Origin of the sequence: Streptomyces sp. IBSBF 3136 (genome assembly GCF_036815105.1) — a bacterium.
Taxonomy (GTDB): Bacteria; Actinomycetota; Actinomycetes; order Streptomycetales; family Streptomycetaceae; genus Streptomyces.
Window position 1 is genome coordinate 1 of record NZ_JAJSZC010000193.1, and the last position, 15,287, is coordinate 15,287.

Genomic DNA, 15,287 nt, shown 5'->3' on the forward strand with positions numbered 1-15,287 from the left:
GGCACGGTGGGTCGGGGCGGGTCGGGGGCCGCGGTCAGGCGGCCCGGACGTCGCGTTCGGCGACGGCGTGCGCGCAGGGGCGCCCGACGGCCGCCCGGCGCCGGCGCAGGAAGCGGGGCAGCGGCAGGGCGAGGTCGACGAAGCCTTCGGCCTGCATGGCGGCGAAGCCGATGCGGGGCAGGTCGGCGGAGGCGCGGTAGACGACGAAGCGGGGCTCCCAGCGCGGCTGGAACTTGGCGTTGAACTTGTACAGCGACTCGATCTGGAACCAGCGGGAGAGGAACACCAGCAGCCCGCGCCAGGCGCGCAGCACGGGTCCGGCGCCGATCTTCTCGCCGCGGGCGAGGGCGGAGCGGAACATGGCGAAGTTCAGCGAGACCCGGGTGACGCCGAACTTGGGCGCTGCCTGCAGGGCGGCGACGATCAGCAATTCGTTCATGCCCGGGTCGGCGGCGCGGTCGCGGCGCATGAGGTCCAGCGAGACGCCGTCCTCGCCCCAGGGGACGAAGTGCAGGATCGCTTTCAGGTCGCCGTACTCGCCGGGCTGCTCGTCGGCCTTGTGGGCGGTGGCTATCAGGCATTCGCCGTCGGCCGCGTCGCCGATGCGGCCGAGCGCCATGGAGAAGCCGCGCTCGGTGTCGGTGCCGCGCCAGTCCTCGGCGGCCAGGCGGACGCGCTCCAGCTCGGCCTCGCCGAGGTCACGGATACGCCGTACCCGGGTTTCGTAGCCGGCCCGCTCGATGCGCTTGACCATCTGGCGCACGTTGCGCATCGCGCGTCCGGCGAGCGAGAAATCCGCCACGTCGACCACCGCCTCGTCGCCCAGCTCCAAGGCGTCCAGGCCGGTCTCCCGGGTCCAGACCTCACCACCGGTCTCGGAGCAGCCCATGACCGCGGGGGTCCAGGAGTGGGCCTTGGCCTCGTCCATGAAGCGTTCGATGGCGCCGGGCCAGGCCTCGACGTCGCCGATGGGGTCGCCGCTGGCGAGCATCACGCCGGAGACGACGCGGTAGGTGACGGCGGCCTTGCCGCTGGGGGAGAAGACGACCGCCTTGTCACGGCGCAGCGCGAAGTGGCCGAGGGAGTCGCGGCGGCCGTGCCTGGCCAGCAGGGCCCGCAGCTTCTCCTCGTCCTCCTCGGTGAGTCGGGCGGCCGGGTGCTCCGGGCGGAAGGCCAGGTAGACGGTGGTGACGGCGGTCAGCCAGCCGAGGGCGCCGAGGGAGAAGGCGACCGTCCAGGAGGTGTTGCCGGCGTAGTCGACGGGGCCTTCGAAGCCGAACAGGCCGTAGACGACGTGGGTGAGCCGGTCGGCGACGCTCGGGTCCCCGACCATGCGGTTCGGGTGGACGCTGACGATGACCATGCCGAGGGCCAGGGAGCCGGCGCTCATCAGGACGAAGTTGGCCAGCGCCCGCCAGCGGCTGCGCGGGTCGGGCAGGGCGGCGAACTCGTCGCGGTGGCGCAGCAGCGGGACCAGGAGCGCCACCGAGATGAGCATGCCGATGAGCGAGTGCCGGTAGACGAACTCGGCGACGGCGCCCGCCGGCAGCAGTGCGACGGCGGCGCGCCACGCACGGCGCTTGCGTCGCCGCAGGCCGTGGGCGAGCAGGAGGAGGAGCACGCCCACGCTGAGCGAGAGTGCCGCGGCGAAGGGCCCGAAGGAGCCGGGCAGTACTTCGGCGATGGCGTGCATCCGACTGTGGCGGAAGCGCGGGAACACGCCCGCCGCGATGTCCACCGCGCCGACGAGGGCGCAGGCCCTGGCCACCAGGGTGGGTACGGCCTCGGGGCGCGGGCCGCGCAGTATGCGCCGCGCCCGGCTTGATCGGCCCGGAACCCCGCCCGACAATTCCCCATCTATCCTGACAGACATCGCATCCCGTAGTTCTGCGAGAGACCTTGGACCCGGTGCCGATTCGGGCATCAGGCGACATTGCGCCCTCTAGGACGGTGTCTCGGGGAGAGAGGTTCACTCCCCACCGGAAAGCTGGGTCAAAGGCCACGGAAAGCCCCGGGCAAGTCCTCGCGACGAAGCGTGGGCCTCACGGGCGGAAAGCGCAGGCAGGAACAGCCCATGGGTCTCACAAGCAACAAAGTGCTTGCGCTGGCGGCCGTCTTCGCCGTCGTCCTGTTCGTCGCCACGGTGTGGCTGTGGCCGCGGCTCGCGCGACGGAACTGGCGTGCCGTCACCGGGCGTGTCGGCCTGCTCCTGGTGACCCAGGTGGCGCTCCTGGCCTCCCTGGGGGTCGCCGCTAACCAGGTCTTCGGTTTCTACGCCAGCTGGGCGGACCTGTTCGGGCAGGAGACCGACCAGGGCATCGTCGTGAACCACTCGGCCGACGGCGGCGGGGGCGGTCCGCTCCAAGTCGTCTCCAGCGGCACCGTGCAGGGTGTCAGCGGCGACGGGCCGCAGACCACCGGGCAGATCCAGCGGGTGGACATAGAAGGCCGTACGTCCCGCATCGCCACACCGGCGTACGTCTATCTGCCGCCCGAGTACTTCCAGCCGCAGTTCCGCACGCGCACGTTCCCGGTGACCGTCGTGCTGACGGGATACCCCGGCACCGCCCAGGCGCTGGTGAACAAACTGCACTACCCGCGCACGGCGCAGGAGCTGGCGAAGAACGGGCGGATGCAGCCGATGATCCTGGTGATGCTGCGCCCGACGGTGGCGCCGCCGCGCGACACCGAGTGCGTGGACGTCCCGGGCGGCCCACGGACGGAAACGTTTTTCGCGAAGGATCTCCCGGAGGCGGTGCTGGCCCACTACCGGGCGGGCAGGGGGCCCGGGAGCTGGGGCGTCATGGGCGACTCGACCGGCGGTTACTGCGCGCTGAAGCTCGCCATGCACTCCCCGGACGTCTACGCGGCCGGGGTGGGGCTGTCGCCGTACTACAAGGCGCCGATCGACCCCACGACCGGCGACCTCTTCCACCGCGACCGCCGGCTGCGCGACCGGGCCGACCTGATGTGGCTCATCGGGCACGCGCCGGCGCCGGACACCTCGCTGCTCGTCACCAGCAGCAAGGTCGGCGAGCACAACTACGCGGACACGCTCAGGTTCATAGCGCGGGTGCAGGCCACGAACAAGACCCGGATCGCGTCGATCATCCTGGACAGCGGCGGCCACAACTTCAACACCTGGCGGCGGGAGATCCCGGCGGCGCTCCAGTGGCTCAGCGGCCGGCTGAGCGATCGGTGAGCCGCGTCGTGCGCCTGATTCCCCGTGAACCCCGCGGTGTGGCCGTGTTTTTGCGGGGCGGGGGTCCGCGAACCGCCTACGCGCGGTAAGTTTCTGGCCATGCCACGTGGACGCCACCGCCATTCACCGCCGCTGCACCGGCTGTTGCCACCGTCGGCGATCGCCGGCGTCTCCGCCGTCTGCGCGCTGGGTCCCTGGGTGTTCTCCGAGGTCGCCGTGTTGCGGACGCTGGCCGCCGCGGCCGCTGCCACGGCGGTCGCGGGCGCCTTCGTGATGCGCCGCTGGGACGCCCAGGCGGGCAAGCAGGTAGCCGACCTCACGCGCGCGCGTGCCAGCGACGAGTGGCGCTTCGAGGAGCGGGTCGCCGAACTGGAGACCGACCTCGAGGAGTCGCGCGAGCTGCGCACCAAGCTGGAGCAGCGCCTGCGCGCCAAGCGCGCGGAGCTGGCCGGGCTGCGCAACGAGCACGCGTCCCTGCTGCGCCGCTACGCCACCGCGGAGACCGAGCGCGCCAGCGCCCTCGAGGGGCGCCGGCTGCTGGAGATCGAGGCGGGCGAGCCCTCCGGCCTGCCCGCCCTGCCACCCGCGCGCAGCGCCGAACCCGAGGCCGCCGGGACCACCGGGGCCGCTGACACCACCGGAACCGCTGAGGCGGCCGCCACCGGCGAGGAGGGGTCCGGCCCCGGCGCCGTGTTCTCCACCGCGGGTGCCCGGCTGTTCCTCGATGCGGCCGTGGCACTGTCCCGGCTGGACCGTGACGGTGCGGCGGCCGAGACCGAGGCCGAGGCCGGGACCGACGCCACCGTCGACGACGAGGACGAGGACGAGGACGGGGACGGGGACGAGTCCCAGGACGCGATCGCGGCCGATTCCGCCGATTCGGGAGCCGAGGTCGCATCCGAGGCCGTGGAGGCCGGGGCGCGGGCCTCGAAGGCCGAGCCGGCCGGCTCCGGTCCCGAGCCCGTGGCCAAGTCCGCACCCGGGCCCGCGCCCGCCGCCGAGCCCGCGCCCGAACCGGCCGGGGCGCGGACGGCGCGGACGGCCGAGACGGAGTCCGGCGGGGACCCGGACGGCGGTCCGGGCAAGCGGCCCGCGCGGGACGCCGCTCAGGAGGGCGAGGCGCAGGGGAAGCCCGAGGCGGCCGGTGGGCACGAGCACGCGGCCGCCTCCCCGACGGCGTCGGAACGGCCCGCCAGGTCCGCCGGGCAGCAGCCCTCCGGGCACTTCACGGTGCCGACCGCGGTGGCCGTCGTGCCGGCCGCGCCCGTGCGGCGCCCCACGGTCGAGGGCGGGTTCGACTTCTTCGGCACCCAGAAGGAGACCTCGTCCGACGCGCTGGACTCGGTGCAGAACGAGGACCTCGCCGACGTCGTCGGCCAGGAGGCCCTCGCCCTGCACAAGGCCGAGACCGAGGCGCAGTTCAAGCCGGCCGACGAGGAGTCGCGCGGCGTCGGCCAGGTGATCGACCTGACCGCGCACGACGAGACCGAGCAGATCGACGTCCAGGGGCTGCGCACCGCCGCCTCCTGAGACCGCGCGGAGCACCGCACCGAGCACCGGGCCCGGCCCACCCGCGAGGGTGAGCCGGGCTCACGCCATCCAGCGGTCCGGGCGGGCGTCCCGGCGGCCGGTGCGGGACCGCTCCGCCTGCTCCGAGAGCAGCCGGGCCGCGTCGTCCGCGTCCCGCAGCCGCGCCGTGACCGTCTTGCCCGCTCCGGTGTCCACATGGACGTCGGCGAGCCGCCACAGACGCTTCCAGGGCCCCTGGGTGAGCCGTACGCTCTGCACCTTGGCGTGCGGGACGAGCGCCAGGCGGCGGCGCAGCAGGCCGTGCCGGGCCGCGAACACCGACCCGGTGACCGCCAGGCCGTAGCCGCGCCACCGCACCGGCGCGCACCACCCGGCCCGTCGCGGCGGGCGGGACGGCGCCGCCGGTACGGTCACGCCGGGCAGGACGTGCGCTATCACCGACTCGGCGATCGCGCGCGGGGCGACCGGCACCAGCACCGAGTTGTCGGACCCGGCCACGTCCAGCTCGACCCGCACCCAGCCCAGCCGCCGCCACAGCAGCGGTTCCACGATCCGCACGCTCTGCACGCGGCCCGGCGGCACCGTCTCGTGCGCGCGGTCGAGCAGCCCGTGGTCGATGCGCAGCCCGTCCGGGGACTCCGCCACCGTCCAGTCGTACTCGGCGACGAACCGTCCCGCGCTGCTCGCGCCCGCCGTGCCGAGCAGCGGCAGCGCGACCGCGAGCACCGTCCACAGGCTGTGGGTGGCGAGCCAGAGCAGGGGCGGTACGACGAGGGCGGCGATCAGGGAGCCCCAGGCGGCGCCGGTGAGCAGCAGGGAGAGCGCCAGTCCGCGCGGCGGCACCCGCAGCAGCTCGCGCGCCGGTGCCTCGCCGACCTCGCGGGCCGCCTCGGGTGCGAAACCCGCCGCGCGCGCGAGCAGCTCCGCGCGCAGCGCGCGGGCCTCCCGCTCGCCCAGGAAGGCCAGTTCGTCCTTCTTGTCGGCCCCCACGACGTCTATCCGCAGCTTGGCCACACCCGCCACGCGCGCGAGGAGCGGCCGGGTGACGTCGACGGCCTGGATGCGTTCCAGCCGGATGTGCGCGGTGCGCCGGAACAGCAGCCCGGTGCGGATGCGCAGTTCGTTGTCGGTGACCGCGTAGTGGGTGAACCACCAGGACAGGAAGCCGTAGAGGCCGGCCGCCGGGACCAGCACGGCGATCCCGGTCAGGAGCATGGTGGAGGTCAGCCGCTGCACCTGCTCCTGCGCGCCGTTCGGGTCGTGCACGGCCCAGCCGGCGAGCACGGTGACCGGCGCCCAGGCCCGGCGGAAGGGGGTGACCGGGTGCAGCCGCCGCTCGGCGAGGGGCGGGCGCGTCGCCGCGTCGTCGGCTCCGGTGGTGGTCACAGGCCCGCCGACCGGGCCTCGCCCAGCTCGGTGAGCCGGTCGCGCAGCCGCTCGGCCTCGGCCGGCTCGAGACCGGGGATGGCCGCGTCGGTCGCCGCGGCCGCGGTGTGCAACTGCACGCCGGCCAGCCCGAACCAGCGCTCCACGGGCCCCGAGGTGACCTCGACGAGCTGCATCCGCCCGTACGGCACCACGGTCTGCTCGCGCCACAGGACGCCGCGGCTGATCAGCAGGTCGTCGGCGCGCTCGGCGTACCGCCAGGAGCGCCAGTTGCGGCCCAGCAGCCGCCAGCCCCACGCGCCCAGGGCCGTCGGCAGCAGCGCGCAGGCGGCCCAGGCCGGTCCCACGAGCAGCCCGGGCAGCAGTCCCGCCGCCAGGGCGAGCACGCCCGTCCACACCGCCAGCAGCAGCCGCCGCATGCGCAGCAGCCCGGGCGGCAGCCCCCGCCACTCCGGCTCGTCCCCCGTCGTCCCGGTCCGCGCCGGGATCCCCGTCTCCATGGGGTCAGCGTACGTAGGGGAGACTGGGTCCATGACTGCGACGGAGACCACGGTCGGCATCGGTGGCGCCGCCGAGAGCACCGACATGGTGCTCAACATCGGCCCCCAGCACCCGTCCACGCACGGCGTGCTGCGCCTCAAGCTCGTGCTGGACGGCGAGCGCATCGTGCACGCGGAACCGGTGATCGGCTACATGCACCGGGGTGCCGAGAAGCTGTTCGAGGCGCGCGACTACCGGCAGATCATCATGCTCGCCAACCGGCACGACTGGCTCTCGGCGTTCTCCAACGAGCTGGGCGTGGTCCTCGCGGTGGAGCGGATGCTCGGCATGGAGGTGCCCGAGCGCGCGGTGTGGACCCGCACGCTGCTCGCCGAGCTGAACCGGGTCCTGAACCACCTGATGTTCCTCGGGTCGTACCCGCTGGAGCTGGGCGGGATCACGCCGGTCTTCTACGCGTTCCGGGAGCGCGAGGTGCTCCAGAACGTCATGGAGGAGGTCTCCGGCGGCCGCATGCACTACATGTTCAACCGGGTCGGCGGCCTCAAGGAGGACCTGCCGGCCGGGTGGACGGCACGCGCGCGTGCGGCCGTCGCCGCCGTGCGCTCGCGCATGGACGTCTTCGACGACCTGGTGCTCGGCAACGAGATCTTCCGCGGCCGCACCCGGGGCGTGGGGGCGCTCGCACCGGAGGCGGTGCACGCCTACGGCGTGAGCGGGCCCATCGCGCGCGCCTCCGGCGTCGACTTCGACCTGCGCCGCGACGAGCCGTACCTCGCCTACCCCGAGCTCCAGGAGACGCTGAAGGTCGTCACCCGGACCGAGGGCGACTGCCTGGCCCGCTTCGAGTGCCTCCTGGAGCAGACCCACAACGCGCTGGACCTCGCCGACGCCTGCCTCGACCGGCTGGCCGGCCTGCCGCCCGGCCCGATCAACCAGCGGCTGCCCAAGGTGCTGAAGGCGCCCGAGGGGCACACCTACGCCTGGACCGAGAACCCGCTCGGCATCAACGGGTACTACCTGGTCAGCAAGGGCGAGAAGACCCCGTACCGGCTGAAGCTGCGCTCGGCGTCGTACAACAACATCCAGGCGCTGACCGAGCTGCTCCCGGGCACGCTGGTGGCGGACATGGTGGCGATCCTGGGGTCGATGTTCTTCGTGGTGGGGGACATCGACAAATAGGACCTAGGCGAGCGGGTCCGCGATGCCGACCGGCCGGAGCAACCAGCCGAAGTCGCCCAGGCCGCCGGGGGCGGTGAGTTCGGCCGCCTCGCCGGCGCTCGCGAGGGCGCGCATGTAGGCCGTGGGGTCCGTGGAAGCCAGCGTGAGCGGGGGGCGTGCGCCGGTGAGGTCCAGAGCGTGCAGGGCGGCGCGTTGCGTGAGCAGGCGCGCGGTGGGAAGCGTGTGCGCTTGCTCGGAGGGCGTGCGCGCCGTGTCGGCGGGCGCGGGCGCCGTGCCTGGGGGCGTGGGCGCTGGGCGGGCGGCCGTGCATGCCTCCGCGCACGCGTCGAGTGCGACGTGCGCCGTGATGTCGCACGACCCGTCCGGCACCGGCGCCGTCTCCCGGCCCTCCCGGAAGCCGGTGAGCGTCCCGTACGGGGGTCTGGCACCGGCGGTGTGCGCGTAGTCCACGGCGACCGCGAGCCCCCGTTCCACCCGGTCCACCGCCGCCGCCCACGCCCGGTCCCTCGGCAGTCCGATCTCCGCGCGCAGGCCCTCCTCGGCGGGCAGCGGCCACCACCGCGCCAGCCAGCGCGCCTGCGGGCCCGACACCGGCTCCCCGAGCCGCTCGGAGCCGTCGTCGGCGACCAGCACCAGCCGGGGCACGCCCGCCGCGTCCACCTCGGCGACGTCCACGGGCACGTTGTCCAGCCACTCGTTGGCGAACAGCAGCCCGGTGACCGCCGGCGGGGGCTCGCCGCCCCAGACGATCCGCTCGTCCAGGCCCGCCGGACGGCCGGCGATCTCGACGGCGTACGCGCGCGTACGGGCGGCGACCGGGGCCGGCAGGGCGGCGAGCACACCGGCGACCAGTTCGCCGCGCCCCGCCCCCATGTCGACGAAGTCCAGGGTGCGCGGCCGTCCGAGCGCCTCGTCGACCCGGCACAGCAACCGGGCCACGGCCCCCGCGAACAGCGCGGACGCGTGCACGGAGGTGCGGAAGTGCCCGGCCGGGCCCTCGGGCCGCCGGTAGAAGCCGCCGGGCCCGTAGAGCGCCGCCTCGGTCGCCTCCCGCCAGCCGCGTCCCGCCGTCCCGCCGCGCGCCGTCGCCTCTCCTGTCACCGGGACAGACTAGGCGCACAGGTGATCACAACATCCACCTTGCGGAGTACGCGTCCCGGGTACGGATCGGCCCTCCGGTTGACCCATGCACACATCCGGTTTCCCTACTCTGGGTTACGTGCAGCGCCTCTATGACTTCCTCCGCAGGCACCCGACGTGGGTCGACACCTTCTGGGCCGTCGTCCTGTTCGGGCTCTCCGGCGTGAGCGTGGTGAACCAGAGCGGGGCGCCCGACCACCACATGTCGACCGCCGACGGGCTGGCGGTGTCCGCCGTCCTGTGCGTCGTCGTCGCCCTGCGCCGGCGCCTGCCGGAGCCGATGCTCCTGCTGGCCTTCGCCACCGGCCTGGTCCAGCTCGTGCTGGACATCGAGACCACCGTGGCCGACTTCGCCCTGCTGGTGATCACCTACACGGTCGCGACCGTCGGCGCTCGCTGGGCCTCCCGGCTCGCGCTCGGGGTCAGCCTCGTCGCCGCGGCCCTCGCGCAGATCCGCTGGCCAGCCCAGCACAGCAGCGTGCTGGGGCAGGTGGCGATCGCCGTGTTCCAGACGGTGCCGTTCGCGCTGGCCTGGGTGCTCGGCGACTCCATGCGCACCCGCCGCGCGTACTTCGCGCAGCTGGAGGAGCGCGCCGCGCGGCTGGAGAAGGAGCGCGAGGCGCAGTCCAAGGTGGCGGTCGCCGCCGAGCGCGCCCGGATCGCGCGCGAGCTGCACGACGTCGTGGCGCACAACGTGTCGGTGATGGTGGTCCAGGCCGACGGTGCCGCCTACGTCCTCGACGCCGCCCCCGACCAGGCCAAGAAGGCCCTGGAGACGATCTCCTCCACCGGCCGCCAGGCGCTCGCCGAGATGCGCCGCCTGCTGGGCGTGCTGCGCACCGGCGAGCACCAGGAGAGCGGGGAGTACGTCCCGCAGCCGGACGTCGAGCAGATCGACGACCTCGTCGAGAAGTGCCGCAGCTCCGGCCTGCCCGTCGACTTCCGGGTCGAGGGCACCCCGCGTCCGCTGCCGAGCGGGGTGGAGCTGACCGCGTACCGCATCGTGCAGGAGGCGCTCACCAACACCCGCAAGCACGGCGGGCCCAACGCGGGCGCGAGCGTGCGGCTGGTCTACTTCGACGACGGGCTCGGCCTGCTCGTCGAGGACGACGGCAAGGGCGCCCCGCACGAGCTGTACGAGGAAGGCGGCGCCGACGGCCAGGGCCACGGACTGATCGGCATGCGCGAGCGGGTCGGCATGGTCGGCGGCACCCTGGACGCCGGGCCGCGTCCCGGCGGAGGATTCCGGATCAGCGCGCTGCTCCCGCTCAAACCGGCGCACTGACGCTGTTCGCACGCCCTGTCGACACCTGTACACGCCACACCCCCACGTTCTGGACACGGAAGAGGACCCGATGACGATCCGCGTGATGCTCGTCGACGACCAGGTGCTGCTGCGCACCGGGTTCCGGATGGTGCTCGCCGCCCAGCCGGACATGGAGGTCGTCGCGGAGGCGGGGGACGGCGTCGAGGCCCTCCAGGTGCTGCGGACCACCGCCGTGGACGTCGTCCTCATGGACGTGCGCATGCCGAAGCTGGACGGCGTGGAGACCACCCGGCGGATCTGCTCCGAGCCCGAGCCGCCGAAGGTGCTGATCCTGACCACCTTCGACCTCGACGAGTACGCCTTCTCCGGGCTGAAGGCGGGTGCCTCGGGCTTCATGCTCAAGGACGTGCCGCCCGGTGATCTGCTCACCGCCATCCGGTCCGTGCACAGCGGCGACGCCGTGGTGGCGCCGTCCACCACCCGCCGGCTGCTGGACCGGTTCGCGCCGATGCTGCCGTCCGCCGGGCAGCGGCCCCAGCACAAGGAGCTGGAGCGGCTCACCGACCGGGAGCGCGAGGTCATGGTGCTGGTCGCGCAGGGCCTGTCGAACGGCGAGATCGCGGCCCGGCTGGTGCTGTCCGAGGCGACGGTGAAGACCCACGTGGGCCGCATCCTGACCAAGCTCGGCCTGCGCGACCGGGTGCAGGTCGTGGTGCTGGCCTACGAGACCGGCCTGGTGCGCGCCGGCGGCCACGGCTGACGCACCGCCGCCCACGCAAGCGGGGCGTCGGGCACGGCCTGGCCTCCGCCGGCCGCAACCCGCGGGGCGCTCGCTACGGCCGGCCCTCCGCCGGCCGCAACCCGCGGGGGGCGGCGCTCGTCACGGTCGGCCCTTCGTCGTCCGCACGCCGCGGGGCGTCGGCCACGGCCGGCCCTCCGCCGGCCGCAACCCGCGGGGCGCTCGCTACGGTCGGCCCTTCGTCGTCCGCACGCCGCGGGGCGTCGGCCACGGCCGGCCCTGCGCCGGCCGCAACCCGCGGGGCGCTCGCTACGGCCGGCCTCTGTCGCCCGCACGCCGCAGGCGTCCGTCACCGTCGTCCGCAGTCTGTGGGGCGTCTGCCAAGGCCGGTCTCTCTCGCCCGCACGCCGCGGAGCGGGTCAGCGCAGGACGCCCTCGATGAAGTCGCTGCCCAGCCGGGCCACCACGGACAGGTCCAGCTGGTGCTGGACGTAGCGGCCGCGGCGGCCGCTGGTGACCAGGCCCGCCCGCTTCAGCACCGCGAGGTGCCGGGATATCTCGGGGGCGGACATACCGTGCGCCTGCGCCAGTTCGCCCGTGGTGTGCGCGGCGCGGGCCAGATGGCGGCACAGCCGTATCCGCACCGGGTGGGCCAGCGCCTCCAGGCGGAGCGTGAGCTGTTCGACCGAGGGCGCCTGGGGGTGCGAGCCGCTGACCGGATAGGTGATCGTGGGCTGCCAGCCGTACCGGTGCAGGACCAGCAGGTGCGGCCAGCCGAGGCTGGTCGGCACCAGGACGAGGCCGCCGTCACCGGTGGCCGTCCGGCCCACCAGGAGCTTGTCGACCGTGATGAGCCCGGCCTCCTCGTCCAGCGAGACGGCGCCCGAGAGCGAGGAGAGGGCCTCGCCGAGGCCCTTGCGGCGCAGCAGGTCGGTCCGGTGCCGGGCGTCCGCCGCGAGCTCGGGCTGGAGCCGGGCCCAGGTGTCGGCGAAGAACGCCTCGTCGCAGTCGAGCAGGAGCTGCCGGAACCAGGCGCGGACGGCCGGCGGGTCCGCCAGCAGCCGGCGGGTGAACCGCTCCTGCACGACACCCCGCGCGGCGGCCAGCTCCAGGGAGCGCCGGCGCACGACCGGGTCGTCGAGCGGGCCCGGGGCGGCCACGTCGTAGCGCAGCTGGCAGGTGAACTCCAGGGCGGCGTGGACGAACTGCTCGTCCGTCAGCTCGTCCAGCTGGTCCAGCTCCTCGGCCAGCGTGGCGCACGGTCGCGCGCGCCCGCCCGGGATGCCGGCGAAGGGGGCGAAGACGTCGGAGAACGTCGTGCGCCACAGGAAGTCGGCCTCGCACAGCCGGTCGGCCAGGCCCGGGTCCAGCCGGGCCGTCACCGCGGTGGCCCACCCGCGCAGTCGCGGATGGTGGCCGGGCTCGCTGAGCGCGTGCAGCGCCATCCCCAGCTCCGCCAGCGGGGAGGGCACGACGCTGACCCCCCGCCACCTCTCGGTCCCGCCCGGCCCGGAGGCGCCCCCGGCGGCGGTCAGCCCGGTGATGTCGATGGTCACGCTCATGCCCCCATCGTGCACCCGGCCACTGACAGCGCCGGACCCCGGCCCGTCGCGTGACCTGCGCGAACCGGGCCGTGCGCTACGACACCGCGGGCAGCCGGGCCACGAAGTCCCGCACCGCGGCGCGGACGTCGTCGGCCGTCCACTCCAGGCCGGCGGCTCGCAGGGAGACCTCGGTGCACGCGATGCCGGGCCCGGCGCCGGTCCAGCCGTTCGCGAAGAGCATCACCGAGGTCTCCTCGGCCTGGCGCACGGCCGCCTCCGCCACCACGTCGGGCTCGTACGGCAGCCAGACCTGGAACTCATGGGTGTGCGGCACCCCGGGGTGCACCCGCGACCAGGCGACCCCGGACTCGGCGAAGCCCTCGCGCAGCGCGGCGGCCACCACGCGCGCGTGGCGCACGTACTCCGGCAGCCGGGGCAGCTCCCGCTCCAGGCCGACCAGCGCGGACAGCACGGTCGGGAACTGCTGGAAGATCATGCCGCCGTACCGGTGCCGCCAGGTCCTCGCCTCCTCGACCAGCGTCCTCGGACCTGCGAGCGCGGCACCGCCGAGTCCGCCGAGGGACTTGTAGAACGACACGTAGACGCTGTCGGCCAGGCCCGCGATCTCCGTCAGCGGCCGCCCGAAGTGCTCGGCGCACTCCCACAGGCGCGCGCCGTCGAAGTGCACCACCGCGTCGCGCTCCCGCGCCGCCTCGACGAGCGCGGTCAGCTCCTCCCAGGACGGCAGCAGGAAACCGGCGTCCCTGAGGGGCAGTTCCAGCATCAGCGTGCCGAAGGGCTCGGCGAGGTCGCGTATCTCCTCGGCCGTGGGCTGGCGCGGCTCGTCGGTCACACGGACCGGGCGCAGGCCGCTGACCTGGTTGAAGGCGTGCCGCTCATGGACCTCGGGATGCGCGAGGGCGTGCAGCGCCACCGCCGGGTCACCGGTGCGGCCCGCCCAGCAGCGCAGGGCGACCTGCTGGGCCATCGTGCCCGTCGGGAAGAACGCGGCGGCCTCCGTGCCGAGCAGCGCCGCGACCCGCTCCTCCAGAGCGGTCACGACCCGGTTGCCGTAGACGTCGGCCGGCTCGTCCAGGTCGTACACCCCGGCCGCCGCCTCCGTCAGGTGCGCCAGACGCTCGCGGATCGTGCTGCCCCAGTCGGCGCGGGACAGCGTGCGCCGCGCCTGCCGCTGGGCGGCCGCGCGCCGCTCCCGCAGCAGCTCCGCCGCCGGCCGCTCCGGCCGCTCCGGCTGCTCCGGCCGTGCCGAGCGTTCTTCGTCCTGCTCACCCTTGTCAGTCATGCCCGGATCATGCCCCGCCCGGCCCCGCGCGGGCAGCGGAATTTCCCCGGCGCGAAGGGCGTGGGGAAACCCACAGCCTGTGGACGACCGACCGCCGTCCCACCCGATAGCGTTAACATGACGAGAAATCGTCCGGTACCCAGTGCGGACTGGAACGGGAAGGCCGCTGTCGCGTGAGTACAGTCCACCAGCAAGACCTCAGGGACCGCCCCGCGCGGCTCACCGTCGGCGTCGTGGGCGCCGGCCGCGTGGGCCCCGCCCTGGCCGCGTCCCTCCAGCTCGCCGGTCACCGTCCGGTGGCCGTCTCCGGAGTCTCCGACGCCTCCCGCAGACGCGCCGAGACCATGCTCCCGGACGTGCCGCTGGTGCCGCCCGCCGAGGTCCTCGAGCGCGCCGACCTGGTCCTGCTCACCGTCCCCGACGACGCCCTGCCCGGCCTGGTCGCCGGCCTCGCCGAGACCGGCGCGGTACGGCCGGGACAGCTCCTCGTGCACACTTCGGGGCGGTACGGCGCCAAGGTGCTCGACCCCGCCCTGCGCGCGGGCGCCCTGCCTCTGGCGCTGCACCCGGCGATGACCTTCACCGGCACCCCGGTGGACGTCCAGCGCCTGGCGGGCTGCTCCTTCGGCGTCACCGCGCCCGGAGAACTGCGCCTCGCCGCCGAGGCCCTGGTCATCGAGATGGGCGGCGAGCCGGAGTGGATCAGCGAGGAGAACCGCCCGCTCTACCACGCCGCCCTCGCCCTGGGCGCCAACCACCTGGTGACCCTGGTCGCCCAGTCCATGGAACTGCTGCGCACGGCCGGCGTCGCGGCCCCCGACCGGATGCTCGGCCCGCTGCTCGGCGCCGCCCTGGACAACGCGCTGCGCTCCGGTGACGCGGCGCTCACCGGCCCGGTCGCGCGCGGGGACGCGGGCACCGTAGCCGCGCACGTCAGCGAGCTCCGCAGGCACGCCCCGGGGACCGTGGCGGGCTACCTGGCGATGGCCCGGGCCACCGCCGACCGCGCCCTCGCCCACGGGCTGCTGAAGCCGGAGCTCGCCGAGGACCTGCTCGGCGTCCTGGCCGACGGCTCCACCGGCACCACCGGCACCGAAGGCACCGACGGCACCGAGGGGAACGCCCGATGACCACCGCCCTGCTGAGCACCGCCGACGAGCTGCACGCGCGCGTGCGCCACGGTCGCCGCGCCGTCGTCATGACCATGGGCGCCCTGCACGAGGGCCACGCCACCCTGATCCGCACCGCACGCGAGATCGCCGGCCGGGACGGCGAGGTCGTCGTCACCGTCTTCGTCAATCCGCTCCAGTTCGGCGCCGGCGAGGATCTCGACCGCTATCCGCGCACCCTGGAAGCCGACCTCAAGCTCGCCGAGCAGGCGGGCGCCGACGCGGTGTTCGCGCCCTCGGTGGACGAGGTGTACCCGGGCGGGGGGGGGGGGGGGGGGGGGGGGCGGGGGGGGCGGGGGGGGGGGGGGGGGCGGGGGGGCGGGGGGG

At 74.5% G+C, this 15,287-nt stretch carries 13 protein-coding genes; 7 read left to right on the forward strand and 6 right to left on the reverse strand.

Annotation, left to right across the window (positions count from 1 at the left end; translation table 11 throughout):
• Positions 1-34 precede the first annotated feature (34 nt).
• A complete protein-coding gene (locus tag V7E45_RS30890; protein WP_443056295.1) occupies positions 35-1,873 on the reverse strand; it encodes a phosphatidylglycerol lysyltransferase domain-containing protein in 1,839 nt (612 codons plus the stop codon).
• A gap of 201 nt (positions 1,874-2,074) precedes the next feature.
• Here V7E45_RS30890 and V7E45_RS30895 point away from each other — a divergent pair, with 201 nt between their 5' ends.
• Together V7E45_RS30895 and V7E45_RS30900 are read left to right on the forward strand one after the other, a co-directional pair.
• A complete protein-coding gene (locus V7E45_RS30895; protein ID WP_333777518.1) occupies positions 2,075-3,202 on the forward strand; it encodes an alpha/beta hydrolase in 1,128 nt (375 codons plus the stop codon).
• 99 nt (positions 3,203-3,301) lie between these two features.
• Complete coding sequence (locus tag V7E45_RS30900) at positions 3,302-4,732, forward strand: hypothetical protein (RefSeq protein WP_333777520.1); 1,431 nt, start codon at positions 3,302-3,304, stop codon at positions 4,730-4,732.
• 60 nt (positions 4,733-4,792) lie between these two features.
• On the opposite strand, the gene V7E45_RS30905 is transcribed toward V7E45_RS30900, so the two are convergent.
• A complete protein-coding gene (locus tag V7E45_RS30905; protein ID WP_333777521.1) occupies positions 4,793-6,118 on the reverse strand; it encodes a PH domain-containing protein in 1,326 nt (441 codons plus the stop codon).
• Positions 6,115-6,618: a PH domain-containing protein gene (locus tag V7E45_RS30910; RefSeq protein WP_333777522.1), complete on the reverse strand. Its 504-nt coding sequence runs from the start codon at positions 6,616-6,618 to the stop codon at positions 6,115-6,117. The genes V7E45_RS30905 and V7E45_RS30910 overlap by 4 nt, the downstream gene beginning before the upstream one ends.
• 31 nt (positions 6,619-6,649) lie before the next feature.
• Between V7E45_RS30910 and V7E45_RS30915 the strand changes: the two genes are divergently transcribed.
• Complete coding sequence (locus V7E45_RS30915; protein WP_333777523.1) at positions 6,650-7,798, forward strand: NADH-quinone oxidoreductase subunit D; 1,149 nt, start codon at positions 6,650-6,652, stop codon at positions 7,796-7,798.
• A 3-nt stretch (positions 7,799-7,801) separates the two neighbouring features.
• Here V7E45_RS30915 and V7E45_RS30920 read toward each other — a convergent pair whose 3' ends face one another.
• The gene (locus tag V7E45_RS30920) at positions 7,802-8,899 is read right to left on the reverse strand and encodes an SAM-dependent methyltransferase (protein ID WP_333777524.1); all 1,098 of its coding nucleotides are present in this window, start codon (positions 8,897-8,899) and stop codon (positions 7,802-7,804) included.
• Between the two features lie 118 nt (positions 8,900-9,017).
• On the opposite strand from V7E45_RS30920, the gene V7E45_RS30925 reads away from it, so the two are divergent.
• Together V7E45_RS30925 and V7E45_RS30930 are read left to right on the forward strand one after the other, a co-directional pair.
• The gene (locus tag V7E45_RS30925) at positions 9,018-10,223 is read left to right on the forward strand and encodes a sensor histidine kinase (protein WP_333777525.1); all 1,206 of its coding nucleotides are present in this window, start codon (positions 9,018-9,020) and stop codon (positions 10,221-10,223) included.
• A gap of 70 nt (positions 10,224-10,293) precedes the next feature.
• Positions 10,294-10,965, forward strand: coding sequence for a response regulator transcription factor (locus V7E45_RS30930; RefSeq protein ID WP_333777526.1), 672 nt, complete (start codon positions 10,294-10,296; stop codon positions 10,963-10,965).
• Between the two features lie 398 nt (positions 10,966-11,363).
• Here the strand turns inward: V7E45_RS30930 and V7E45_RS30935 are convergent, their stop codons facing one another.
• Complete coding sequence (locus tag V7E45_RS30935; RefSeq protein WP_333777527.1) at positions 11,364-12,506, reverse strand: DUF5937 family protein; 1,143 nt, start codon at positions 12,504-12,506, stop codon at positions 11,364-11,366.
• A 76-nt stretch (positions 12,507-12,582) separates the two neighbouring features.
• Complete coding sequence (locus V7E45_RS30940; RefSeq protein ID WP_333777528.1) at positions 12,583-13,791, reverse strand: threonine aldolase family protein; 1,209 nt, start codon at positions 13,789-13,791, stop codon at positions 12,583-12,585.
• A gap of 173 nt (positions 13,792-13,964) precedes the next feature.
• Between V7E45_RS30940 and V7E45_RS30945 the strand changes: the two genes are divergently transcribed.
• Complete coding sequence (locus V7E45_RS30945; RefSeq protein ID WP_333777529.1) at positions 13,965-14,921, forward strand: Rossmann-like and DUF2520 domain-containing protein; 957 nt, start codon at positions 13,965-13,967, stop codon at positions 14,919-14,921.
• Positions 14,918-15,287 (forward strand): pantoate--beta-alanine ligase (locus V7E45_RS30950; RefSeq protein WP_333777530.1); only part of this gene is annotated, 370 nt, incomplete at its 3' end. The genes V7E45_RS30945 and V7E45_RS30950, both read left to right, overlap by 4 nt.

Bases quoted from the DNA above. Each gene is read 5' to 3' on its own strand.
- V7E45_RS30895 (WP_333777518.1), top strand. From the start codon at position 2,075: ATGGGTCTCACAAGCAACAAAGTGCTTGCGCTGGCGGCCGTCTTCGCC.
- V7E45_RS30890 (WP_443056295.1), bottom strand. From the start codon at position 1,873: ATGTCTGTCAGGATAGATGGGGAATTGTCGGGCGGGGTTCCGGGCCGA.
- V7E45_RS30935 (WP_333777527.1), bottom strand. From the start codon at position 12,506: ATGAGCGTGACCATCGACATCACCGGGCTGACCGCCGCCGGGGGCGCC.
- V7E45_RS30915 (WP_333777523.1), top strand. From the start codon at position 6,650: ATGACTGCGACGGAGACCACGGTCGGCATCGGTGGCGCCGCCGAGAGC.
- V7E45_RS30940 (WP_333777528.1), bottom strand. From the start codon at position 13,791: ATGACTGACAAGGGTGAGCAGGACGAAGAACGCTCGGCACGGCCGGAG.
- V7E45_RS30930 (WP_333777526.1), top strand. From the start codon at position 10,294: ATGACGATCCGCGTGATGCTCGTCGACGACCAGGTGCTGCTGCGCACC.
- V7E45_RS30900 (WP_333777520.1), top strand. From the start codon at position 3,302: ATGCCACGTGGACGCCACCGCCATTCACCGCCGCTGCACCGGCTGTTG.
- V7E45_RS30910 (WP_333777522.1), bottom strand. From the start codon at position 6,618: ATGGAGACGGGGATCCCGGCGCGGACCGGGACGACGGGGGACGAGCCG.